Annotated in this window: 19 protein-coding genes; 13 read left to right on the top strand and 6 right to left on the bottom strand. The window is 58.2% G+C overall.

Annotation, left to right across the window (positions count from 1 at the left end):
- Positions 1–65: 65 nt before the first annotated feature.
- Positions 66–2,459: a P-loop ATPase, Sll1717 family gene (locus tag RTP54_RS23835; protein WP_312366048.1), complete on the top strand. Its 2,394-nt coding sequence runs from the start codon at positions 66–68 to the stop codon at positions 2,457–2,459.
- A gap of 38 nt (positions 2,460–2,497) precedes the next feature.
- On the opposite strand, the gene RTP54_RS23830 is transcribed toward RTP54_RS23835, so the two are convergent.
- Positions 2,498–3,646 (bottom strand): RHE_PE00001 family protein, encoded by a 1,149-nt coding sequence (locus RTP54_RS23830; RefSeq protein ID WP_312366047.1) that lies wholly within the window; start codon positions 3,644–3,646, stop codon positions 2,498–2,500.
- Between the two features lie 284 nt (positions 3,647–3,930).
- Between RTP54_RS23830 and RTP54_RS23825 the strand changes: the two genes are divergently transcribed.
- Both RTP54_RS23825 and RTP54_RS23820 read left to right on the top strand, forming a co-directional pair.
- Complete coding sequence (locus RTP54_RS23825) at positions 3,931–4,182, top strand: FitA-like ribbon-helix-helix domain-containing protein (protein WP_312366046.1); 252 nt, start codon at positions 3,931–3,933, stop codon at positions 4,180–4,182.
- On the top strand, positions 4,179–4,601 hold the full coding sequence (locus RTP54_RS23820) for a type II toxin-antitoxin system VapC family toxin (protein WP_312366045.1): 423 nt from the start codon (positions 4,179–4,181) through the stop codon (positions 4,599–4,601). The genes RTP54_RS23825 and RTP54_RS23820 overlap by 4 nt, the downstream gene beginning before the upstream one ends.
- Positions 4,602–4,747: 146 nt before the next feature.
- On the opposite strand, the gene RTP54_RS23815 is transcribed toward RTP54_RS23820, so the two are convergent.
- Complete coding sequence (locus RTP54_RS23815) at positions 4,748–5,197, bottom strand: GNAT family N-acetyltransferase (RefSeq protein WP_312366044.1); 450 nt, start codon at positions 5,195–5,197, stop codon at positions 4,748–4,750.
- A gap of 356 nt (positions 5,198–5,553) precedes the next feature.
- Here RTP54_RS23815 and RTP54_RS23810 point away from each other — a divergent pair, with 356 nt between their 5' ends.
- The 3 genes from RTP54_RS23810 (at position 5,554) to RTP54_RS23800 (ending at position 10,458) form a co-directional block, all read left to right on the top strand.
- Entirely contained in the window at positions 5,554–6,714 is a 1,161-nt protein-coding gene (locus RTP54_RS23810) for a site-specific integrase (protein ID WP_312366043.1), read from the top strand.
- Between the two features lie 179 nt (positions 6,715–6,893).
- Positions 6,894–8,402 (top strand): ATPase domain-containing protein, encoded by a 1,509-nt coding sequence (locus RTP54_RS23805; protein ID WP_312366042.1) that lies wholly within the window; start codon positions 6,894–6,896, stop codon positions 8,400–8,402.
- Positions 8,395–10,458 (top strand): ATP-binding protein, encoded by a 2,064-nt coding sequence (locus RTP54_RS23800; protein WP_312366223.1) that lies wholly within the window; start codon positions 8,395–8,397, stop codon positions 10,456–10,458. The genes RTP54_RS23805 and RTP54_RS23800 overlap by 8 nt, the downstream gene beginning before the upstream one ends.
- A gap of 474 nt (positions 10,459–10,932) precedes the next feature.
- Here the strand turns inward: RTP54_RS23800 and RTP54_RS23795 are convergent, their stop codons facing one another.
- The 4 genes from RTP54_RS23795 to repA form a co-directional block, all read right to left on the bottom strand.
- Positions 10,933–11,136 (bottom strand): hypothetical protein, encoded by a 204-nt coding sequence (locus RTP54_RS23795; protein ID WP_312366041.1) that lies wholly within the window; start codon positions 11,134–11,136, stop codon positions 10,933–10,935.
- A 44-nt stretch (positions 11,137–11,180) separates the two neighbouring features.
- Positions 11,181–12,395 carry a plasmid replication protein RepC gene (gene repC, locus RTP54_RS23790; RefSeq protein ID WP_312366040.1) on the bottom strand — a complete coding sequence of 405 codons (1,215 nt, stop codon included), beginning with the start codon at positions 12,393–12,395 and terminating at the stop codon, positions 11,181–11,183.
- A 206-nt stretch (positions 12,396–12,601) separates the two neighbouring features.
- Positions 12,602–13,618, bottom strand: coding sequence for a plasmid partitioning protein RepB (repB, locus tag RTP54_RS23785; protein ID WP_312366039.1), 1,017 nt, complete (start codon positions 13,616–13,618; stop codon positions 12,602–12,604).
- A complete protein-coding gene (repA, locus tag RTP54_RS23780) occupies positions 13,615–14,838 on the bottom strand; it encodes a plasmid partitioning protein RepA (RefSeq protein ID WP_312366038.1) in 1,224 nt (407 codons plus the stop codon). Before repA ends, repB begins: the two co-directional genes overlap by 4 nt.
- Positions 14,839–15,315: 477 nt before the next feature.
- Between repA and RTP54_RS23775 the strand changes: the two genes are divergently transcribed.
- From RTP54_RS23775 to trbL, 7 genes are read left to right on the top strand one after another with little or no spacing between them, the layout of a single operon-like run.
- The gene (locus tag RTP54_RS23775) at positions 15,316–15,951 is read left to right on the top strand and encodes an acyl-homoserine-lactone synthase (RefSeq protein WP_312366037.1); all 636 of its coding nucleotides are present in this window, start codon (positions 15,316–15,318) and stop codon (positions 15,949–15,951) included.
- On the top strand, positions 15,948–16,913 hold the full coding sequence (gene trbB / locus RTP54_RS23770) for a P-type conjugative transfer ATPase TrbB (RefSeq protein WP_312366036.1): 966 nt from the start codon (positions 15,948–15,950) through the stop codon (positions 16,911–16,913). The genes RTP54_RS23775 and trbB overlap by 4 nt, the downstream gene beginning before the upstream one ends.
- Positions 16,903–17,271 carry a TrbC/VirB2 family protein gene (locus tag RTP54_RS23765; protein WP_112809720.1) on the top strand — a complete coding sequence of 123 codons (369 nt, stop codon included), beginning with the start codon at positions 16,903–16,905 and terminating at the stop codon, positions 17,269–17,271. Before trbB ends, RTP54_RS23765 begins: the two co-directional genes overlap by 11 nt.
- On the top strand, positions 17,264–17,563 hold the full coding sequence (locus tag RTP54_RS23760; RefSeq protein WP_112809721.1) for a conjugal transfer protein TrbD: 300 nt from the start codon (positions 17,264–17,266) through the stop codon (positions 17,561–17,563). Before RTP54_RS23765 ends, RTP54_RS23760 begins: the two co-directional genes overlap by 8 nt.
- Positions 17,564–17,573: 10 nt before the next feature.
- Positions 17,574–20,021, top strand: a complete 2,448-nt coding sequence (locus RTP54_RS23755; RefSeq protein ID WP_312366035.1) for a conjugal transfer protein TrbE — start codon at positions 17,574–17,576, stop codon at positions 20,019–20,021.
- The gene (gene trbJ / locus RTP54_RS23750; RefSeq protein ID WP_312366034.1) at positions 19,993–20,790 is read left to right on the top strand and encodes a P-type conjugative transfer protein TrbJ; all 798 of its coding nucleotides are present in this window, start codon (positions 19,993–19,995) and stop codon (positions 20,788–20,790) included. The genes RTP54_RS23755 and trbJ overlap by 29 nt, the downstream gene beginning before the upstream one ends.
- Positions 20,791–20,834: 44 nt before the next feature.
- Positions 20,835–22,001, top strand: a complete 1,167-nt coding sequence (gene trbL, locus RTP54_RS23745; RefSeq protein WP_312366222.1) for a P-type conjugative transfer protein TrbL — start codon at positions 20,835–20,837, stop codon at positions 21,999–22,001.
- The last annotated feature ends 11 nt before the right edge of the window (positions 22,002–22,012 follow it).

Genomic DNA, 22,012 nt, shown 5'->3' with positions numbered 1-22,012 from the left:
CCAGAAAAGCGTGGCGGCTCCCCAAGTGCTCGGCTACAAGTTGTGGGACAGGAGGGGCCGCCAGCATGTCAAATACAGATGCCAAGATTGCTTTCGTTGCATACGCCTCCAGAGAACCGGCGGTTTCTAAGATCATTTTTGATGCCGTTCGACGCGCCAACTCCAAACCTATACCGGTTCGTTACGAACCATGGGAATTCAACGATGTCCCAGGGACCGAATTGGTAGGACCAATCCTCGGGAAAATCTCGGAGTCGCCGTTCGTTGTGGCTGATATCACGACGCTCAATTTAAACGTTGTCTATGAGGTGGGTTTCGCAATTGGGCGTGGAAAGCGAGTTTTCCTAGTCCGGCATAGAGAAACCGATGGTGATAAATCGCTCGCTAGTGAAGTCGGCATTTTCGACACGCTCGGCTACCACCAATATTCCACAGTTGACGACCTTCAAGCTCGCTTGACGGCTCACATCGACGAATCCCCGCTTCCTATCACCACTCTACTCAACAAAAAGGCGCCTATATATACCGTTGATCCTCCGGTTGTAGGGCAAGCAGAAAAGCTTCTCGTATCGCGGATGAAGAAAGCCGGTTTCTATTCCTATAGAAGCTTTAACGCCGACGAAGATCTTCGGCTCAGTGCTACTGATGCCATTCAGCAAATTAGCCAATCATCCGGCATATTCCTAGCACTCCAAGGCCAAGCGACATCTGGATTCTTGGTGCATAACATAAGGATAATGTTCGCTGCGGGTCTCGCGCATGGGATGGAGAAACCCACTCTAATCGTAGCGCCCAGTACGTTCACCGTACCCCTAGACATCCGTGACGTCGTTCGTCCCTTCAAACGGGAAGAAGACATTGTAAATGCGGTCGCCGATTTTTGTCCGTCGATAGTCGCCTACAACGCTGGTTTCGAACCAACATCTGAAGAACCACTCACGAAGCTACAGTCCCTAACGTTCGGAGATCCTCGGGCCGAAAATGAGATGCCCACTCTCGGACGCTACTACTTGAGAACCCATGAGTATGAGCGCGCCCTAAAAGGCGAAGTCAACCTCGTGGTAGGTAGGAAAGGATCTGGCAAAACTGCGCTGTGGATTAGCGTGCGTGACAAAACCAGGCAAGACAAGCGCAACATTGTTGTCGATCTTAGGCCCGATGGTTATCAGCTGATAAAGCTTAAGGAAGAAATCTTCGATCACCTATCAGAAGGCGCTCGCGAGCATCTCATTACCGCCTTTTGGGAGTACCTTATTCTCCTTGAAGTTGCTTACAAGCTGCTTGAGAAGGACCAGCAGATTTACCGCCAAGACCATGAGCTATATCAGCTCTACGTCGACTTGTCGGACGCCTATAAATCACCGGACCTCTCCACCGACGGTGACTTTGCAGAGCGCCTTTCAAATCTCTCTCAGCGTATCGTCAACGAGTACCGAGCTCGTTTCTCCAATAATGAGGGGCAACGTCTGACAACCGCTCAGGTTACGGAGCTGCTCTATTCGCATGACCTTCGCGAGCTACGTCGAAGGGTGTCAGAGTATCTGGAATTTAAGAAGTCGGTATGGGTACTGTTTGACAATCTAGACCGTGGGTGGAGCACGCAGGGTTTTGACGCCCTCGATGCTATCGTCTTGCGCTGCCTTGTTGATGCTGGACGCAAGCTCGAACGGGAAATGCGACGGGACCAGCACGATTTCCATTGTGTAATTTTCATTCGGAACGACGTTTACGACCATCTGATGAGGCACTCTACCGATTACGGTAAGGAGATGAGGGCCACACTCGACTGGTCCGACCCAGATTTGCTGAAGGAGATGCTTCGGCTTCGCCTCGCTGCAGGCATTGAGGGCACTGAACGAGCTTTCGACGCAATATGGCGCCAAATCTGCGTGCCGCACTTTCAGGGCGAGGAGACTTTCGCGTTTCTAACGGAGCGATCGCTTATGAGACCCCGCAACATCATCAAAATTCTCAGCCACTGCCGTGGCTTTGCGACAAGCTTTCGCCATGACCGAATAGAGGAAGGGGACATAGAGAAGGGTTTGAAGGCTTACTCGACCGACATCACCTCGGAACTGGATCGGGAGCTCACGGATGTATTCCCTGAAGCTCGCGACCTTCTCTATCATTTCCTCGACGCACCCGACACCCTTTCGGACGAGGAACTGAAAACCATACTGAAGACCAGCGGGATCGAAGACGATCGCTGTGAGGCCGTGATCGACTTCCTCCTCTATTACGGGATCCTTGGAGTGAGGGCATCGGGAAGCGAATATTATATCTACACGGTGAATTACGACCCGAGACCAATTAAAATCAGACTGAACCGCGATCCGAATGCAAAATACATTGTAAATCCCGCATTCTGGCCGGAGTTGAATATCACACGGACATCACAAGGGTTGCTGGAGCCTGACCGAGACGCGAAGGGACGTGTAGGCCAAGAGATCGTAAGCTAAAGAATTGTCGCATTTCTGCTGGCGACCCGCGTCATTGATCATAGCACCCCCCACGCTCGAAACCTCCCTCTCCCCGTCATCTCGCGAAGACCAAGCTCGCCAACAATTCGCCGCGCCGCCTGCGGCGTGACCTCGAGCGTCTTCACGACCATGCCGGCCGAGACCAGCGGTCTTGCCATGACCAGCTCGATCAGTTCCGGCAGCCTTGACGAGATGCGCCGGCCGATGAGCTTGCGCTCCATCATCTGCCGCGCCAGTGCGAGCCGGTCGTGCTCCTTCAGCCCGATCTCGGCGGCCGCGCTCAACCCTTGAGCAATCGCCAGCAGGCGGGTCTCGCGATCGCGATGCCGGCGGCGATCAACGGCGATGGATTTCAGGCCGAGATTAAAGGCGGTGAGGTGCGCCGAGGTGGTGAGACCGGCCTGGCGCAGGATCGACGCCGCCAGCAGCCGACCGAGCCAGGGTGCGTGTTGCAGCACAGCCAGTTCGTTCCAGGCATCCAGAGCAACGATCGCCTGCAGTACCGACGGCAGATCACCGATCATTGCGAGCACGCCGCGCCATTCCGCGAGGCGCTCGTCCTCGTCCCAATCGAGATCGTAGACCAGCGGATCCTTTTCGGCCCGAGCGCTCTTGGCGGGGCCGGTCCGCCTTGCTTCTTCAATGGCGGCGTCCGATCGCGCCAGCAGCGCATCGATGGCGGCGAGCTCGGCGTCGAACGGACTGGAACTTTGCTTGGGTGGGTCCTCCCCCTCCCCTGCTTCGACGGAAGCAGGATCCGTCGTGGCCGCGACACTTCCAACGAGGCCGTCGACAAGAAGGGATGCCGCGGGCCACACCTGCCGGAGCGTGCGGAGTCCGTCGGGGCTGACGGCCCAGCCGGGCGGCTGAGCGGCGATGCGTCGGCGACCACGCAGCACGTCGCGGGCAATCGTCAATTCGTGGGTGGGTGTGCGGATGTCGTGGCCGGCGTCATGCAACACCAGATCCTCGAGGTGGACGAGCTCGCCGTCGATCCACAACGAGGCGCAGGCGTCTGCAAAGTGGGCGCGTTCGAGAAAGCCTTCGCCGACCGGTGAGCGGGCGATGCGCTCGTCGAGACGGGCGAGCGCAATGCCGGCGTCGGAGATTGGCCGCAGCAGGGTCTGGATGGGCAATTTGGCGAGATCGTAAGGCATTGAAATCATGGTAAATGATTTACTAAGCGAACTCTATCTGAAAGTTATGGTTCTTCACTTCGTATGGCCCATAGCTGGAACCTTCACTATCGATAGGTACTCAGTATCGATAGTGATGGTTTTGGAGTCTGTAATCAGCTGCAGCTTTGAGTAACTGTGTGTTCGCGCCGACAGCAGGTTTGTGTCGCGGACATTTCCCGCTCGTGCGCGCGGCTTGAACGCGCTGTCACTACAATTGAAAAAGTGCCATCATTGCACTATATGCAATCAATGATGAATGGGGACGGAATTATATGGCCAGCATGACCATTCGCAACATTGACGATCGATTGAAACAGAGGCTGCGTGTCCGCGCAGCGACTCATGGGCGATCGATGGAAGATGAGGCCCGTGATATCCTGAAAATGGTGTTGGCTCAGCAGGAGACAACGCCGGGAAACCTCGCTGGCGCGATCCGCGCGCGACTGCAGCCGCTCGGCGGCGTCGAACTGGAAATTCCCGCTCGCGAACCGATCCGTGACGCCCCGGATTTCTCCGCGCTGTGATAGTTCTCGATACGAACATTCTATCTGAACTGCTATTGCCGGTTCCCGAGCCCGCGGTTGTCGATTGGCTAGCGGAACAGCCTTCAGCGGCCGTATTCACGACGACGATCACAGAAGCCGAAATCCTATATGGCTTACGCCTGCTTCCCGATGGTCGGCGCCGGCGTGATCTTGAAGCGGCAATCTTGCCGATCTTTACGCAAGATCTCGCCGGTCGCGTCCTGCCGTTCGATCGGGAGGCCGCAGACGTTTATGGAACAATTGCAACGGAGCGCCGCAAGGCGGGGCGCCCAATCAGTCAGTTCGACGCACAGATCGCCTCGATCGCGCTTTCCCGTGGCGCCGCACTGGCAACTCGGAATGTGGCGGATTTCGAGACTGTCGGTTTGGTGATTATAAACCCGTGGCATGACAGGTAAGGTGGCCGGCCGCTGCAAAGCGATCGACATGCCAGCAGATTAGACCTCGGCCGAACGGCGTGATCAACTAGGCGTCTGTCATGAGCGGCGCACGGCTTCATGTAGCAGCGTCGCCACTATCGCGGAAGAATTCGACCCGCCGCATCTTACCGCAGGTCTTTATGCAGTTCGACCGCAGGCGAAAAATCCGTCGCGATCGTTCGAGCAAACCGATAGCCTGAAGCTTCATAGAATGGACGAGCTCGTTCGCTAGCGACGACTCGTAGCGTACGAGCCCCGAGCGCTATTGCACGACCCTCAGCTTCGGTGAGTAATTTTCTGCCTACACCCATTCGCCATACCTCCGGCGCGACAAACAGGTCCTCAAGTTCGGCCTGCATAGCCCGTTTACCCGAAAGGACCGTTGTGAAGCCCACAATTTCCCCTTCAAGTTCGGCGACGATGGCATACTGCAAATGAGCGACCGGGACCTCTCTCGCATCAGGAAGTGCTTGTAACTCCTCAACATGATCTCCCCAAGCCAGCGAAGACCGCAGCTTAAGTGCTCCGAGGGTATCCCTGTCCTCGGCATGTGCCTCTCGAATGAAAACGGCCATCACAACTCCTATGCGGATCGCTTTCTCTACAGACTGCTTTCCACTCCCATGGCGGATGCCGCCGCACAAGCATCTCGCCCGGCTCGAAAACGTCATGGCACGCACCAACCTAATTCCAGAAAGCTGATCCTTGGGCAAGCGACCGTTAGGGTCATGAACCTCTATTTCGGAGGGAACTCTGCACCAGTTCCAAGGGCGAGGTTTCAGTTAGCCTCTTCGGCGACCCTATTCGGCGTCTCCAAATTCGCCCCTTGACGGCTCGAGAACGAGGGTGGGCATCACGTATTGATAGTAATGGCCAGGGAGTCGAAAATCGCCTAAAAAAGCGCTGCGTTACAGTTGGCGGAGACGCAAAATTGGCGAAAAAACTACCTTCCGATGCCGTCCAACGGCGTGCCGTAGAACTCGACGCCCTGGACGCCATCCTGCCGTTTGATCGACGCGATCAACTCGCCACGCTTCTCACCGATGACGACGTCGCGACGCTCAAGCATCTCGCTGGCGAAGGCATGGGCGAGAATACGCTCAGGGCACTGGCGTCCGACCTCGGCTATCTCGAGACCTGGTGCCAGCTCGCCGCGGGCACTCCCCTACCCTGGCCCGCACCAGAGGCCCTCCTGTTGAAGTTTGTTGCCCATCACCTATGGGACCCGATCAAGCGGGCAGAGGATCCATCCCATGGCATGCCGACGGAGGTTGAAGACGGCCTGCGGGGCCTGCGCCTCCTGCGTGCCGACGGGCCTCATGCGCCCGAGACCGTACGGCGGCGGCTGACGAGCTGGTCAATCCTCACCCGTTGGCGCGGTCTAGCCGGAGCCTTCGATGGTCCGTCGCTCAAATCGGCGCTGCGACTTGCCGTCCGTGCCAGCAGTCGGCCGCGTCAACGAAAGAGCAAAAAGGCGGTGACCGCCGATGTCCTGACCAAGCTGCTGCAGGTCTGCGCCGGCGAACGCGTGGTCGACCTGCGCGATCGCGCGCTGCTTCTGACGGCTTTCGCTTCCGGTGGCCGCCGCCGATCGGAAGTCGCGGCGTTGCGCGTCGAGGACCTGATGGACGAGGACCCCGTGCGGGCAGATTCGGCCGATCCTGATTCCCCTCCCCTCCCCTGCATGTCGATCCGCCTCGGCCGAACGAAGACGACGACGAATGACGACAACGAGCATGTTGTCCTCATCGGCCGGCCAGTGGCGGCATTGAAAAGCTGGCTTGACGTGGCTGGCATTGCCGAAGGACCGGTATTCCGGCGTGTCGACCAATGGGGCAACATTGATCGACGAGCGCTCACGCCGCAGTCGGTCAACCTGATCTTGAAAAGCCGATGCAAGAAGGCTGGGCTCGATCCGACAATGTTCTCGGCGCACGGATTGCGCTCCGGCTACATGACCGAAGCCGCCAACCGCGGCATTCCCCTACCCGAAGCAATGCAGCAATCGCTGCACAAGTCGGTGACGCAAGCTGCTCGCTATTACAACGACGCGGAACGCAGACACGGTCGGGCCGCGCGGCTGGTCGTCTAACCGCCTGTCACACGGGACGTCGAACGCGGTCCTCCTGGGCGCGCGGATTTTATCGGCGCACGCGCAATCACCTCAAACTTCCGCCGGCGTGCGCGATGATTTTGAACGTTGAGGCTACCACCACCGCCTTGTTTCTCTACCTGCATGCACTAGGTGACAGGGGAAATTTCGGAGGAAGTATGGATCAGGTTTTGAGCGAAAAGGCGGAGACGGGCGTAGAAGGTCTTGACGATGTACTCTCCGGTGGCTTCACCCGCAGACACGTCTTTTTGCTCGAAGGGTCGCCGGGAACCGGGAAGACGACCATCGCATTGCAGTTTCTCCTCGAAGGTGCCGCCCTAGGAGAGCGATGCCTTTACATCAGCCTCTCCGAAACCGATGCAGAGCTTCGAGACGCCGCCAGATCCCACGGTATGGAGATCAATCCCAGGATTGAGATCTTTGAACTCGTTCCACCAGAAAGCCTCCTTGACGACGACCAACAGCAAAGCCTGCTCTATTCGTCCGACCTGGAGCTGGGCGAAACAACCAAGCTCATTTTCGAGGCGTTTGAGCGGATCAAACCACAGCGCGTCGTCATAGACAGCCTATCTGAAATTCGGCTTCTTGCGCAGAGTTCACTTCGGTATCGCCGCCAGATTCTGGCACTGAAGCACTTTTTCTCGCGATCTGACGCAACGGTATTGTTGCTCGACGATATGACGTCCGACAGTCTCGACAAGACCGTGCACAGTGTCGTTCATGGCGTCGTCCACCTCGAGCAACTCGCTCCCGACTATGGATCGGAGCGGCGGCGACTGAGGGTCATCAAGTACCGTGGCCAATCATTCCGTGGCGGCTACCACGACTTCATCATCAAGACCGGCGGCGTGGCTGTTTTCCCCCGATTGCGGGCCATCGAGCACAAAACGCAATTCGAACGGACAACGCTCTCTAGCGGTTTGGCGGAGTTCGACGGCCTTTTGGGTGGCGGCATTGAGCGAGGATCGAGCACCCTGCTGATCGGCCCTGCCGGGACCGGCAAAAGTCTGTTTGCTCTGCAATTCGTGATTGCGGCAGTACAACGCGGGGAAAGAGCCGCGATTTTCATCTTTGACGAGGAGCTGGGGCTGCTTTTTGCGCGCACCAAGTCCTTGGGCATCGATCTCGAAAAAATGCAGGACGACGGGTTCATTCACATCGAGCAGTTGGATGCGGCAGAGTTGTCCCCGGGCGAATTTGCACAACGTGTGCGAAGCCGCGTTGCCAGCTTCGATGCCAAGACGGTCGTAATCGACAGCATCAACGGCTATCAGGCTTCCATGCCGGAGGAAAATGCACTCATCCTGCACATGCATGAGCTTTTGCAATTCTTGAATCGGCAGGGCGCCAATACCTTCCTCACTGTGGCCCAGCACGGCCTTGTCGGGGATATGAAGTCGCCCGTGGATGTCACGTATCTGGCAGATAGCGTTGTTTTGCTGCGCTATTTCGAGGCGCTTGGCAAAGTACGGCGCGCGGTATCGGTCATTAAGAAGCGGACCGGCCCGCACGAGGATACCATACGCGAGTTTCGGATCTCCAATGCCGGTCTTACACTGGGCGAGCCGCTTTCCGGCTTTCAAGGCGTGCTTCGCGGCGTTCCCAATTTCGTCGGAGAGCACCCTCCCCTCCTCCCGATAGCAGACGAGGGCGACAACCATTCCTAACAGCGACGTAGTCGGCCTGATCCACGCTCCAGTCGGCCGAGATTCAAAAATTGCAGCGTCCCTCCTACAAGAGGCGGGCATAAGATCGAAGATCACGTCGGATCTCTCGTCTTTCGTCGCAAGCCTGGGGGATGAGGTCGCGTTCGCTGTCCTCACCGAGGAAGCATTTCGGTCTGCCGATCTGCGAGCCGTTGCGGCCTGGATTGAGACGCAACCCAGCTGGTCAGACCTTCCCTTCATCATCCTGACCAATCGTGGTGGGGGACCAGAACGCAACCCGGCTGCCGCCAGATTGTCTGAGGTGTTGGGCAATGTCAGCTTCGTTGAGCGCCCGTTCCACGCGACGACATTCATCAGCGTGGCACGGTCGGCAATGCGGGGACGCCGCCGACAATATGAGGCGCGATCGCGGATCGAGGCTCTCGATGAGGGCGAACGTCGCCTACAGACCGCGCTTAGTGCTGGCCGGCTCGGCGCTTGGGAACTCGACCTTGCCTCGAACGAGCTGACAACCTCAGCCACCTGTCGCGCTATTTTCGGGCACGCGCCGGAAGAACGGTTCACATATACCGATCTGCTCGCCACTATCCATCCCAGCGATCTTGGACGCATGCAAGCGGCGGTCAAGGCGACCATTGAGACCGGGGCGGACTATTCCATTGAGTATCGTACGTTCTGGAAGGACGGTTCTACCCATTGGGCCGAAGTCCGTGCACAGCTCTACAAAGACCGATTTGGCAAGGCGACAAAACTGGTCGGTGTTTCAGCGGATGTGACATCGCGTGTAGAAGCAGAAGAGTATCAGCGGCAACTTAACGAGACTTTGGAGGAACGTGTTGCGGAGCGCACGCGCGAGTTGGAACAGGCGCATGCCGCTGTGATGGCGGAGGTAAATCACCGGGAACGCGCGGAAGAACAACTCCGTCACGCGCAGAAGATGGACGCTATTGGCCAGCTAACGGGCGGCGTTGCCCATGATTTCAATAACCTCCTCATGGCGGTTCTCGGCAATCTCGAATTGCTACGCAAGTATGTGGGCGAGGACGTCAAGGCGCTTAGATTGATCGACGGAGCCCAACAGGGCGCCCAACGCGGCGCTTCCCTCACCCAACGGCTCCTGGCATTTTCTCGCAAGCAGGATCTTCGTATCGACGACGTGGATATGCGGGCGCTGGTTCTTGGAATGGAAGACCTTTTAAGGCGCTCGGTCGGATCCACGATCGTCATTCGCACTGTCGCGCCTGACAATCTTCCACTTGTGTCTGCTGATGCCAACCAGATTGAACTGGCGCTGCTTAATCTTGCCGTCAACGCTCGCGACGCCATGCCCGAAGGTGGGACCATTCAAATTGAACTCCGGCAAACCGACCTGACATCGTCGACAGTTGAGCTCTCACCCGGAGGATATGTCGTTCTTTCCGTCACAGATGACGGCAACGGAATGAGTGAGGAGACGTTAAAGAAAGCAGTCGAACCATTCTTCTCCACGAAAGAGCTTGGCAAGGGTACGGGTCTCGGCCTCTCGATGATCCACGGCCTGGCACTTCAGTTGAAAGGTCACCTCAACCTGGCGAGCACTCTCGGACAGGGCACGACAGCCGAATTGTGGATACCGGTATCAAATTCCGTCGTGGCAGAGCAGGTGTTTCCGACCATCGCACCGCCAGCCACCGGCAAGCCCTCCGGACCGAAACGGATACTGCTTGTGGATGATGACTTTCTGATCGCGATGAGCTCCGCCGACATGCTGATGGACCTAGGGCACGATGTCGTCGAGGCTCACTCCGGCGCCGAGGCGCTGAAACTCTTCGGCGAGGGTAGGGACTTCGACCTGCTCATTACAGATTATTCGATGCCGGGTATGACAGGCGGAGAATTGGCGAAAGCCGTCCGGGCTATCGCGCCTAATCTTCCGATTCTGATTGCGTCCGGTTACTCAGAATTACCACCTGGTCTGGAGCTTGAGGTCGCTAGACTAGGAAAGCCGTATTCGCAGGATCAACTGGCTCAGGAGATCAACAAGGTCCTGGCCAGCTCAAGGCCAAGCAAACCGTAGCGATCTTTATTGTGACGCTGGCTGGTTGGCTGATCGAAATAAAACCCTGACAGCTGTCAGGGTTTTCGCAGTCCCCATAGATCGAAACTTGTCTTCTTCTATCATTGCAAAACGGGTGTTTGCCGAGCCAAACACCGTCCCGAATACGAAAGTTGCACTCGATTGCCGCCGCTTCTCTCTTTTCCGCCAAAACCCTGACAGCTGTCAGGGTTTTGGAGTGGTTCACGCACAAACTTTCCAATCCGGCTAGAGGCGACCTTGGGCCCAAGGGCCCGCTCAGTGTTAAAGATCCTCAATTTTAGCCGGCGAATAAGTTCGACCAATCCGACGGCGGTCGGAAGGAGGGGAGGCTGAATGTCGCCATTCTTCTGCGGGCGTCGACGTGATACCCTGACGGCCTCTCAGAAAATCCTCGACACATCTCCCACGTCGGTATCGCACACGATACCGACCGTTCCGCGCGAAACGGAAGTATCAAACATTCTTGCCAGCGACTTCCGAACGACCGTTGTTTGCTCTGATGTTCTGGTCATGCCTGTATCCCGGCTGTTGCCTTCCTTGATCAAACTCCTGGTCAACGGGCGATAGTGCTTCGGCAATATTCATTCCCGGAAATGCATCAACGGCGCTTAAGCGGGAACGCGATTCAGAGGAAAACCACTCGTCGGCCGAGTTCATGGGGAAACTCGGGTGGGCATATATGTTGCTGGTCATCGGTCGCATTAAGAGGCACGGGCAGAGGACCCTGGCAATGCCCGGAGAAGTGCCATGAGCATGGGCCCGAGAGAAAACTCACCTCGTCGAGCCTTATCCGTCAAGTTTCGAAGATAGCCGCCCGCCGAATTGATATGGCCGGCTCTTTCCAAAATGCATGCCATCGTCGCCGCCGCATTCTCTGGCCCCATCGCCTCGCAAGCGTCCTGATAGGCGCTCGGACTGACCCCGAGCATCGATCGAACCACAACGGCGGCAGTCATAAGCTCGCGCCAGCTCGAAATAGCTCCGCCTGGTCCGTACATCGCAATCTCAGGGCAGGCCTGCAACACCATGCCCAAGGGGAACGCCTTGATCGGCTCGCGCTTCGGCCCCGGCTTGATCTCTGGTCTCGCCCCCAGCTCATTTCGAGAGCTAGGTTCAAGTTCATTGATGGATTCGGTATTTGAATTCTGTATGTGACGCTCATCTGGAGCAGCATTGCTGCTCATATTTTCGGAAACTAGCTGCTTTTCCAGGCGGTTGAGGATCTCGATCCGAAGCATTTCCATTTCATCGAGGATCGCAGCAAGAGCACTCATCGTCGGCGTGCGGGGAATGCGGGCGACCAATTGGATATACATCGCCTCGATCGCTACCCAATCGCCAGAGACATCCTCCTCCATCGCGGCCGAGATGAGCTTGCGAACATCCCGCCGGCATACTGTGAGCGCTTCCTTGGCCCTGCGGAACTGCGCACGATCGGCAGCGACCTGCTGCGCCATCAGAGCGAGCTCTTCGGCCCGTGCAAGCAATGGCGAGAGATCAAAACCGTAGGCTTCCTCGATATCCCCCTCCCGGTCCTTACGAGCGTAGCGTTTGCCGTTGGCGCTGTCCTTTCGGTTGATCAGGCCGGCATTAACGAGCGCTGCTAGCTGACGCCGAAGCGTTGCTCCGGCAATCCCGTGCGCGCGAACGGAAAGCTGCGCATTGGATGGGAAAACGACCATAGAGTGGTCGTGAGACAACTCGGGTTGAGGATAGAACGTCAGTAGAGCATCGAGAACGGCGAGCGCTCGATCCTGAATGCCAAGAGATATCCTCGCTTCCGAGGCATCTCGAAAAACCTTCCACTTTTCTGCTGATTTGCCTGGGCTGATTTCAGCGATGGTCAGTTGCCTCTTGACCAAGGCAAGCGTCATCGGCCGCCGCCCAAAAGGCGTCGTCACACTTCCACTCTGCATTTCCTTCACCTCTCAAAAGGCAAAAGAAGTCCGCTCACCAAATTAGGTGCCAATCACTCTTGACGGGGATTCGTGGAAATGCGATTCTCAGATTGTCCAGATATGAGAGAGGCTTCCACGACGGCAACGTTTGGGGGCCTTTTTCTTTTGCGGTGTTCCTTCCGTATTCCCTTGTCGATGCGACCCTTTGACAGCTGTCTGGGTTTCTAACCTTCACGCTCACGAGAGAAGCGTTCAACGAGACCCGGCAACGCTTCGCCGACGAACTTCACGAAGTCCTGACCGAGAGGGCCATCCGCGGAGATCCGAAGCTCTTTGGGCGAAACCTTCCAAGCACCGAGTTTCTTGCCGGCACCGTCCGTCAGTTCTTTTTCCTCCCGTCGCGAATGGGGCGGCGGCTTGATCGCTTCAAACGCCTGCTGGAAGCGTTGATCTGACACGGAGACGCCGTCGCCTGCATCGGTGAGCGCGTGGCGAACCACATCTAGAGATGCTGGATCGCCAGCGATGTATTTTGCGAACTCCACCCAGCGCGGCCGTCCGACCTTCGGAGCCCTTCCAATCGTCTCGATCACATCTAGAGGGACCACCCTATAGACGCTGCGCATCCGAGCGAGCTCTGCGTCCTCAATCGATAGCGCCGCATAGATGTTGCGCGCTTTGACGCCAGCATCATCCATTCGCGATGCGAACAGCGCGCGTTCAATCCAAGTCAAATCCTGCCGGCTGGCATTTTCAATGCCTTGGGCGACCACGAGATCCAGATCCGAGATCTCCACCTCGAGCGCGCGAACGGCCCTGCCGAGCTCCTTGGCAGCACGCCAGCGACGGTGACCATATACAATTTGATGGCGCCCAGCCGACGACGGATGACGGCGGACTTGAATAGGTACCTTTTGACCCTCGGAATCGATCGAACGCTTGAATGCTTCAAAATCCGTAGCGTCATCATCCTCCAGCCGGTCCGGATAGGGTGAAGGATCGACGAACGCGGGATCAAGATCAAGGATCGCGCCCCCACCCGACTCGACGATCGCCTTTAATCGGTCGCGCTCTGCCCTAATGTCATCGATGGCGCGATGTGCTGCACCGACGACGCCCGCGCCGACACGGGGCGAGGGGGCACGAAGCGCAGGTTGCGTTTCGTCTGCGAGCTTGTTCTCCAGTTCTTGAGAGAGCAAACCGAAGCTCGCGACAAGTGACTTGCGAGAAGACTTGCTCATGGCCGCCCCCAGCTATCGTTGATAAGACGGATGATCGCTTCATTGACAGCATCGACCGCTTCACGCGCACGTTTATGGGTATCACGCCCAATCTGGCCCATTTCGAGCTCGTAGATCGAACGCTTCGCCAAGCCCGCCGCCTCAACGGCCGTGCTTTCGATAGCGGTCGGCAGAAGGACATCTGTTCCAAACATATGCCGCAACATAGCAACGACTTGCGACTGAGGGGCATCGTTAGGGTCATGCCGCGTCACGAGATACCGAATGAAGTCCTGATCGAGTTGAGCGCCGCTTTCATTCAAGACGCTGATCAGATCACCCATCATCAGGAGGAACTGGCTCATGGAAGCCACGTCCAACATGGCGGGGTGAACGGTTATGACCATGCTTGTTGCAGCGTAAATCGCGCTGAGCGTTAGGAAGCCAAGGGACGGCGGTGTATCGAGAATGACGATGTCGTAGTCTTGTTCGACCTCCGCCAATGCAAGCTTCAAGCGCTCGAAGAAGATCGCACCGGAGCTCGACTTGTTGGCCAGGACGCGAGGGGTCTCGTGCTCGTACTCCATGACTTCGAGGTTGCCGGGAACGAGATCGACACCATCGAAATAGGTCTTGCGAATGATGTCTCGGATCGGTCGCCGTTCAGCTTCATCGTAGCGAAGCGCTGCATAGATCGTTTCGTTGGCACCCACGTCAATTTCCGGCTGCGCGCCGAACATCGCCGAGAGCGATGCCTGTGGATCGAGATCAAGTGCGAGAACGCGATAGCCTTGCAAGGCGAGATGGTGCGCAAGATGAACACAGGTCGTCGTCTTGGCGCTTCCGCCCTTGAAGTTCGCAATCGCGAGAACTTGCAAGTGTTCGCCCGGGCGCCGGCGAGGAAGAAAGCGCAGGGCATCGGCAGGTTTCTGCTTGGCGAACAACTCCCGAAGCTCGTTGATTTGTGCGAGCGTGTAGACGCGGTGATTGTTCTCAAGGCGGCTCGGCGTCGGCCCGCGTCCCTCGGACGACATCAGCTTCAGTGTCGAATCTGGTATGGATGTCAGCTTCGAAACTTCGTTCGTGAGAAACGATCTCAAGGTCTTTTCAGCTGTCGGCGGGTACATACGGGTACGTAGCTGCTGCAGCTGACTCGACAAGAGACTGGCATGCCGCAAGATCTTCTCGGCAGCGTCTTCCTTGAGTTGAACGTCAGTTTCTGCGCGTATCGCTATCGCCATTTTTCCCTCTTGGCGGCTTAAAGCCGGTTTGCCGACTGTTGCCCGCCAAGAGATAGAACACGATTCTCCTGCACCGTCCAGAAATATAGGGTTAACAAAGCCTTAACGCCCAACGCGGGGTCTCAGCCAAGAACACCGGTCTACGCCCTGATATTGCGTTCTTTTTCAAAGAATCCGACGGGGCCTCCGATATGAATTAATGCACACTTTTGCTCATCGCACCGAGGTCAGCGGGTCGGCGGTCCACTGAAAATCGCGGCCCATCGCCCGAATCAACACTCATGCATCAGTCGCGGCCGGCGGCATCGCAATGGCGCCGATGGACCGGTAGACTGTGGAAGCCGGACATCTGTCTGGTCAGGAATGGTTCTAAGCCCCCTAGAAACCACGTAGCGAAATCTCGGGAGCATTTCTGTCCCTCGCAACGGCCCCCTCAGTCGTAGCACTTCTCCTGCAATGAACGCAGGAGACCCACAAATGATGATCATTGCCATTGAGAATGGCAGTTCGAGTGACGCCAGGTCACTCCTCGATGGAATGTTTGCGCTGCGCGCGAAGGTTTTCGGTGAGCGTTTGGGCTGGACAGTTCTTGCCCCGGACGGTCATGAACGCGATCTTTTCGACAACCTTGATGCTGTCTACATTCTGGCCGCCAACGGAAATGATGAGGTTGTCGGCTGCGCGCGCCTTCTTCCGGCAACCGGCAAGACGATGCTTTCGTCGGTGTTCCCGCAACTCATCGAGGACCCGCAATTTTTTCCGCACGCTCAAATGGTCGAGAGCTCGCGCTTCTGCGTCGACACCACCATCCAACGAAAGGGCCGTAGCGGACTTCATCATGTTACCCGCTTGATGTTTGCCGGCATCCTCGAATGGTGCCTTTCGCGCGGACATACCGAAGTTGTCACCGTGACTGACCTTGCCATCGAGCGTATCCTTGCGCGTGCGGGATGGACGCTTCGTCGGCTGGGATCAGCGCAGACAATAGGCGCTGGCAAGGCACTAGCCGGCATTCTCGCCGTAGACCGGGACATCTTCAGACGGGTCAAACCGCCCGGATACATTTCGGATCTCAGCCGTTTTTCGCTGCCCGGCCAAACGGTGTCTTCATGACACATAGCCGCTCGCTGCCCCGGCTCGTCCGCAAGCTCGAGGACGCCCTTGGCCCGGCCATTCGGGCGGCGCTCGATGACCCAAACGTGGTCGAGATCATGCTCAATGCAGATGGCAATCTCTACGTCGAGCGCCTCGGTCATCCGATCGCGCGTCTCGGAGAAATGGCTGCCTCGGCTGCCGAGATTGCAATCGGCAGCATCGCCCATGCGACCGGTACGGCGGTCGACGAACACAGGCCAGTCGTGTCGGCTGAGTTGCCGATCAGCGGGCACCGGTTTGAGGGGTTGATACCGCCCATCGTTGCCGCTCCGTCCTTTTCCATACGCAAACGCGCTTCGCGCCTCATTCCCATCGAGCAATATGTGGTCGACGGTTTCATGACTGCAAGACAGGCTCGCCTTCTGACACGCGCTGTTGCCGATCGCCTGAATATCCTCGTCTCGGGTGGGACCGGCTCCGGCAAAACGACGCTGGCAAATGCGCTCATCTTGGAGATTGCAACGGTCGCGCCCGATGATCGCCTCATCATCCTTGAAGATACCGTCGAGATCCGTTGCGGCTCGCACAACGTCCTTTCGCTGCGCACCAGCGACGACGTTGACATGTCGCGCTTGCTGAAAAGCACACTCAGATTGCGACCGGACCGCATCATAGTCGGCGAAGTACGAGACGCGGCGGCTCTATCGCTCCTCAAGGCATGGAACACCGGACATCCGGGAGGAATCGCGACGGTGCATGCCAATTCCGCGCGTTCGGCACTTCGCAGACTTGAGCAGCTCACCGCGGAGACAAGCCGGCAACCGATGCAGGACGTCATCGCCGAAGCCATCGATCTCGTCGTTTCGATTGAACGCACGGCGACTGGTCGTCGGCTCGGAGATCCAATGCGCGTCGTTGGACACGACGGGACGGCCTATCGGCTGGACACTTACCAGGAAGGGGAACGAGATGCGGCATAAAAAGCGTTCAGTAGCGGTGGCTCTTGCGACGCTCCTGATTTTCTCCGGCTGGGAACCAGCGCTCGCCGGTTCGGGCGGCGGCCTTCCATGGGAGGGCCCGCTTGAGCAAATCCAGCAATCGATTACCGGCCCCGTTGCCGGGTTCATCGCTCTTGCCGCGGTCGCCGTGGCCGGCGGTATGCTGATCTTCGGCGGCGAGCTCAACGATTTTGCGAGGCGGCTCTTCTACATCGTACTCGTCGCCGGCCTCCTGCTCGGTGCGACGCAAATCGTCCAGCTGTTCGGCGCGACCGGTTCGTCGATCGACGACCTTGCCTTGGTCTTTCACCTCAAATCACCCGGAGGATCCGATGCCTGAGGCGTTCGCACACCTTGAACGACACCGTATCCATCGTGCCCTCTCTCGCCCGAACCTGTTGCTGGGTGCCGATCGCGAGCTCGTTCTCGCCGCGGGGCTGGCAACTGTCATCCTGGTCTTCGTCGTCCTGACCATCTACTCGGCACTGATCGGCTTCGCCCTCTGGATCCTTACCATCGGCGTCTTTAGGCGCATGGCAAAAGCTGATCCCCTCATGCGCAAGATCTACATGCGTCACGTGCGCTATCGGCGAACCTATCGTCCGACTTCGACCCCGTGGCGAAAAGGCTGAGTGTGTCGCTATGGTCAACCTGGCGCGCTTCCGTTCACCCGATCCATCCTTTGCCGACCTCGTGCCTTATGCCGCACTCGTCGACAACGGGGTCATTCTCTTGAAAGACGGCTCGTTGATGGCCGGCTGGTACTTCGCGGGCCCGGACAGCGAGAGCGCAACGGACCTTGAGCGCAACGAGATATCCCGCCAGATCAACACGGTCCTCGCCCGTTTGGGGTCTGGCTGGATGATCCAGATAGAAGCTGTCCGCTTGGGCACGGCCTCCTACCCGGATGCCGACCGCTCGCATTTTCCAGATCCGATAGCGCGTGCGATCGATGCCGAGCGCCGGGCACACTTTGAAAGGGAAGGGGGCCATTTCGAGAGCCGCCATGCGCTCATCCTCACCCAACGTCCTCAAGAAACAAGTCGACGCGGGCTCGGGAGATATGTCTATGCCGACGCCGAAAGTCGCAACAGGGGCCTCGCCGACACCGCGCTTGATCTTTTCCGGACCCGTACCCGCGAGGTCGAACAGTATCTGGCGAACTGGATCTCGCTTCGCCGCATGGCAACCCGAGAGGATGGGGGCACCGGGGCACGACGGCAGCGCTTTGATGAGCTCTTCCAGTTCATCCGGTTTTGTATCACCGGGGAGAACCATCCGGTCAGACTGCCCGACATAGCGATGTATTTGGATTGGCTGGCAACGGCCGAGCTTCATCATGGTCTCAATCCTGTCGTGGACAATCGCCACTTGGGCGTGGTGGCGATTGATGGTCTGCCCTCGGAAAGCTGGCCCGGAATCCTGAACAATCTCGATCGACTGCCGCTCAGCTACCGCTGGTCATCACGTTTCATCTTCCTGGACCCGCAAGAGGCTCGCCAACGTCTCGAACGCACACGCAAGAAATGGCAGCAAAAGGTCCGCCCGTTCTTCGACCAGCTTTTCCAGACCGACAGTCGATCCGTCGACCAGGATGCAATCGCGATGGTCGCCGAGGTCGAAGATGCGATCTCCCAGGCTTCGTCCGAACTAGTTTCCTACGGCTACTACACGCCGGTCGTCATTGTCTTCGGGGTCGATGGCGCCGGTGTCCGCGACAAATGCGAGATGATCAGGCAGGCGATCCAGGCGGAGGGTTTCGGGGCGCGGATAGAAACACTCAACGCAACGGAGGCCTATCTCGGCAGCCTCCCGGGCGTCTGGTACTGTAATCTACGCGAACCTTTGATTAACACCCGCAATCTAGCCGACCTCATCCCACTCAACACGGTCTGGGCCGGGAACCCAACGGCACCTTGTCCATACTTCCCGCCGCAATCGCCGCCTTTGATGCAGGTCGCCTCCGGCTCGACACCTTTCAGGCTAAACCTTCATGTCGACGACGTCGGTCACACGCTCGTCTTCGGACCGACAGGATCTGGAAAGTCGACGCTGCTTGCACTGATTGCCGCGCAGTTTCGCCGTTACGCCGGCGCCCAGGTATTTGCCTTCGACAAAGGCAACTCGATGCTGCCCCTAACGCTTGCTATCGGCGGCAACCATTATGAGATCGGTGGAGAAGGAGACAGCGCTGCCCTTTGCTTTTGCCCGCTTCTCGATCTGGAAGGGGAGGGGGACCGTGCATGGGCGAGCCAATGGATCGAGGCGCTGGCTGAATTGCAAGGAGCCTCGATCGGTCCGGATGAGCGCAACGCAATCTCCCGGCAGATCGAACTGATGGCTTCATCATCCGGGCGGTCGTTGTCCGATTTCGTGAGCGGCGTTCAACTCAAGGCGATCAAGGACGCACTGCGTCACTATACGCTCGATGGACCTTTGGGCAGCCTTTTCGACGCCGAAACCGACGCGTTGTCCTTTGGCGCGTTCCAGACCTTCGAAATTGCACAGCTGATGAGCCTTGGCGAGCGCACCCTCGTTCCGGTGCTCACATACCTTTTTCGCCGCATCGAGAAGCGCCTGTCAGGCGCCCCGAGTCTCATCATCCTGGACGAGGCCTGGCTGATGCTCGGCCACCCGGTCTTTCGCGATCGTATCCGCGAATGGCTGAAGGTGTTGCGCAAGGCGAATTGCGCCGTTGTTCTGGCAACCCAGTCAATCTCGGATGCAGAACGATCCGGCATTATCGACGTGCTGAGGGAAAGCTGCCCCACGAAGATCTGCCTGCCGAATGCGGCGGCGCGCCAGCCTGGCGCCCGCGAATTCTATCAAGGAATGGGCTTCAACGAACGCCAGATCGAGATCATCGCGGCCGCGACACCGAAGCGAGACTACTACGTGACATCTCCTGAAGGCCGGCGCCTCTTCGACATGGCACTCGGCCCGATCGCGCTCGCCTTCACCGCAGCGACCGGCAAGGACGATCTGAAACTCATCCACGCTCTTCATCACGATCACGGCCAAAACTGGCCCACCGAATGGCTCAAACTGAGAGGCATTGCCAATGCGGAAACGCTTCTTACAAAGGGCTGAAGTCGCGGTCCTCGTTCTCCTTGCGACGGTCATCAGCCCTCACCCGACATATGCCGGCGGTGCCACGGGTGCAGCTACCGAATGGACCCAACTTGCCAACAATGCGGAACTGATCAACCTCCTGCAAAAGTCCGGCGTCCAGATCGAAAACCAGGTGAAGCAGATCGGTCAACTTGCCGAGCAGATCCAGAACCAGCTGAGAATCTACGACAACATGCTGCAGAACACCGCGCGCTTGCCGCAGCATGCGTGGGGGAAGATCGAAGCGGATCTCCAGCGCCTGCAACAGGTGGTCGATCACGGCCGCGGAATATCCTTCTCGATGGGCAACGCCGATGATGTCCTGCGTCAGCGCTTCGCAAGCTACGCCGATTTCAAGACCGCTTTGCCTGACGGAAAGACCTTCTCCTCGCAGTATCAGACATGGTCCGACACCAATCGCGATACCATCACCGGTACCTTGAAGGCCGCGAACCTGACGGCAGCGCAGTTTTCGAGCGAAGAAGCGACCATGCGCTCGCTTCGTTCTCTTTCGGAAACCTCTGAAGGGCAAATGAAGGCACTCCAGGTCGGCCACCAGATTGCAGCCGAGCAGGTCGGGCAAATCCAGAAACTACGTGGCCTCGTGTCCCAGCAGATGGCGTTGACGGCGACCTGGTACCAAACCAGCCAGACGGACAAGGATCTCGCCCACGCCAGGCGGGAACGGTTTTTCGATGGGCGCGCACCTCTCGGTCCCGGGGGACAGAAGTTGGAGCCGCGCTGGTGAGTGCTCTCTTCTACCACGCGGGTGGTTCCCGAGCGCGCTTTGACATCCCGCGCATAGCCCTCTTCGTCTCCTGTGTGCTGCTTTCGTCCGCGATCGAGGTTCAGGCCCAGGATGGAAGTGTCCTGACCGAACTCGAAAACCAAGTCTCTGCGGCGGCCAAGGGTTGGGAGGCGCGGGTGCTCGCGGCAGCGCGCTCACTATTCTGGATCCTCGCGGGGATCGAAGTTGCGGTCGCTGCCGTCTGGCTCGCCCTACAGGCAGCATCGCTCGACAGTTGGTTCGCCGAACTCGTGCGCCGGATCATGTTCATTGGCCTCTTCGCGTTTGCCCTTGAACAGGGTCCCGATTTTGCAAAGAGCATCGTTGACAGCCTCTTCCAGATCGGCGCCAGCGGCGGATCAGCCTCGCCGGCAGACATATTCGACGCAGGAATCCGGGTCGCTTCGCATATGTCGCAACAGATCCAATTCGGGCTCTTCGAGGATAATGCCCTGGCGATCGCGGCGGTCCTTGCGATGGTCGTGGTGGTGATTTCCTTCTCGCTCGTTGCCGCAATCTTCGTCGCGATCATGGTCGAGATGTATGTCGGGCTCCTGGCAGGGATGATCATGCTCGGGCTGGGAGGCTCATCCCACACCAAGGACTTTGCCGTGCGCTATCTCATCTACGCGTTCAGCGTCGGGCTGAAGCTGATGGCACTGGTGATGATTGCCCGCATCGGATCGGATGTGCTTATGGGGCTTGCCAGAGCGCCGACAGGAGAAACACAGCAATTCGTCACCACGCTCGCGATCGCAGGCATCTCGGTCGTCGTCTTCATCATCGCGATCTACGTTCCGAACATTCTGCAGGGCGTCGTCCAGGGCGCCTCGGTGACTGGCGGAATGGAAGCAATTCGGCACGGCGGCCAGGCGGCATCCTTTGCGGCCGGCGCTGCGTTCCTGGCAGCCGGAGGGACAGCCGCCGGCATTGCCGCGGCGAGGTCCGCTCGCGCGGCCGGTGCATCGGCGGCGACCGCGGCACTTCAAGGCATGAAACACAGCGCCGCCGCAAGCTTGCAGGCGGCGGGCTCCGCAGCAAAGGACAAGGCAATCGGTGCGCCCGGCGCCCACGCCGCCTCCTTGATGGGGCTTGCCAACGACAAGCTCGACAACAAGGGCTCAGCGCCAAGCGCAGGCAGGCGATCCTCGCCGGGCTCCACAGACCATTGAAGCACTTGAAG

This window comes from Ensifer sp. (genome assembly GCF_031989085.1).
Classification (GTDB): Bacteria; Pseudomonadota; Alphaproteobacteria; order Rhizobiales; family Rhizobiaceae; genus Ensifer.
Note: the sequence above shows the minus strand (reverse complement) of the source record. Positions and strands in the feature narration are given on the sequence as shown.

Bases quoted from the DNA above. Each gene is read 5' to 3' on its own strand.
- RTP54_RS23775 (WP_312366037.1), top strand. From the start codon at position 15,316: ATGATGATCATTGCCATTGAGAATGGCAGTTCGAGTGACGCCAGGTCA.
- RTP54_RS23755 (WP_312366035.1), top strand. From the start codon at position 17,574: ATGGTCAACCTGGCGCGCTTCCGTTCACCCGATCCATCCTTTGCCGAC.
- repB (WP_312366039.1), bottom strand. From the start codon at position 13,618: ATGAGCAAGTCTTCTCGCAAGTCACTTGTCGCGAGCTTCGGTTTGCTC.
- RTP54_RS23760 (WP_112809721.1), top strand. From the start codon at position 17,264: ATGCCTGAGGCGTTCGCACACCTTGAACGACACCGTATCCATCGTGCC.
- RTP54_RS23805 (WP_312366042.1), top strand. From the start codon at position 6,894: ATGGATCAGGTTTTGAGCGAAAAGGCGGAGACGGGCGTAGAAGGTCTT.
- RTP54_RS23835 (WP_312366048.1), top strand. From the start codon at position 66: ATGTCAAATACAGATGCCAAGATTGCTTTCGTTGCATACGCCTCCAGA.
- RTP54_RS23830 (WP_312366047.1), bottom strand. From the start codon at position 3,646: ATGATTTCAATGCCTTACGATCTCGCCAAATTGCCCATCCAGACCCTG.
- RTP54_RS23825 (WP_312366046.1), top strand. From the start codon at position 3,931: ATGGCCAGCATGACCATTCGCAACATTGACGATCGATTGAAACAGAGG.
- RTP54_RS23765 (WP_112809720.1), top strand. From the start codon at position 16,903: ATGCGGCATAAAAAGCGTTCAGTAGCGGTGGCTCTTGCGACGCTCCTG.
- trbB (WP_312366036.1), top strand. From the start codon at position 15,948: ATGACACATAGCCGCTCGCTGCCCCGGCTCGTCCGCAAGCTCGAGGAC.
- RTP54_RS23815 (WP_312366044.1), bottom strand. From the start codon at position 5,197: ATGGCCGTTTTCATTCGAGAGGCACATGCCGAGGACAGGGATACCCTC.
- trbJ (WP_312366034.1), top strand. From the start codon at position 19,993: ATGCGGAAACGCTTCTTACAAAGGGCTGAAGTCGCGGTCCTCGTTCTC.
- RTP54_RS23795 (WP_312366041.1), bottom strand. From the start codon at position 11,136: ATGAACTCGGCCGACGAGTGGTTTTCCTCTGAATCGCGTTCCCGCTTA.
- repC (WP_312366040.1), bottom strand. From the start codon at position 12,395: ATGCAGAGTGGAAGTGTGACGACGCCTTTTGGGCGGCGGCCGATGACG.
- repA (WP_312366038.1), bottom strand. From the start codon at position 14,838: ATGGCGATAGCGATACGCGCAGAAACTGACGTTCAACTCAAGGAAGAC.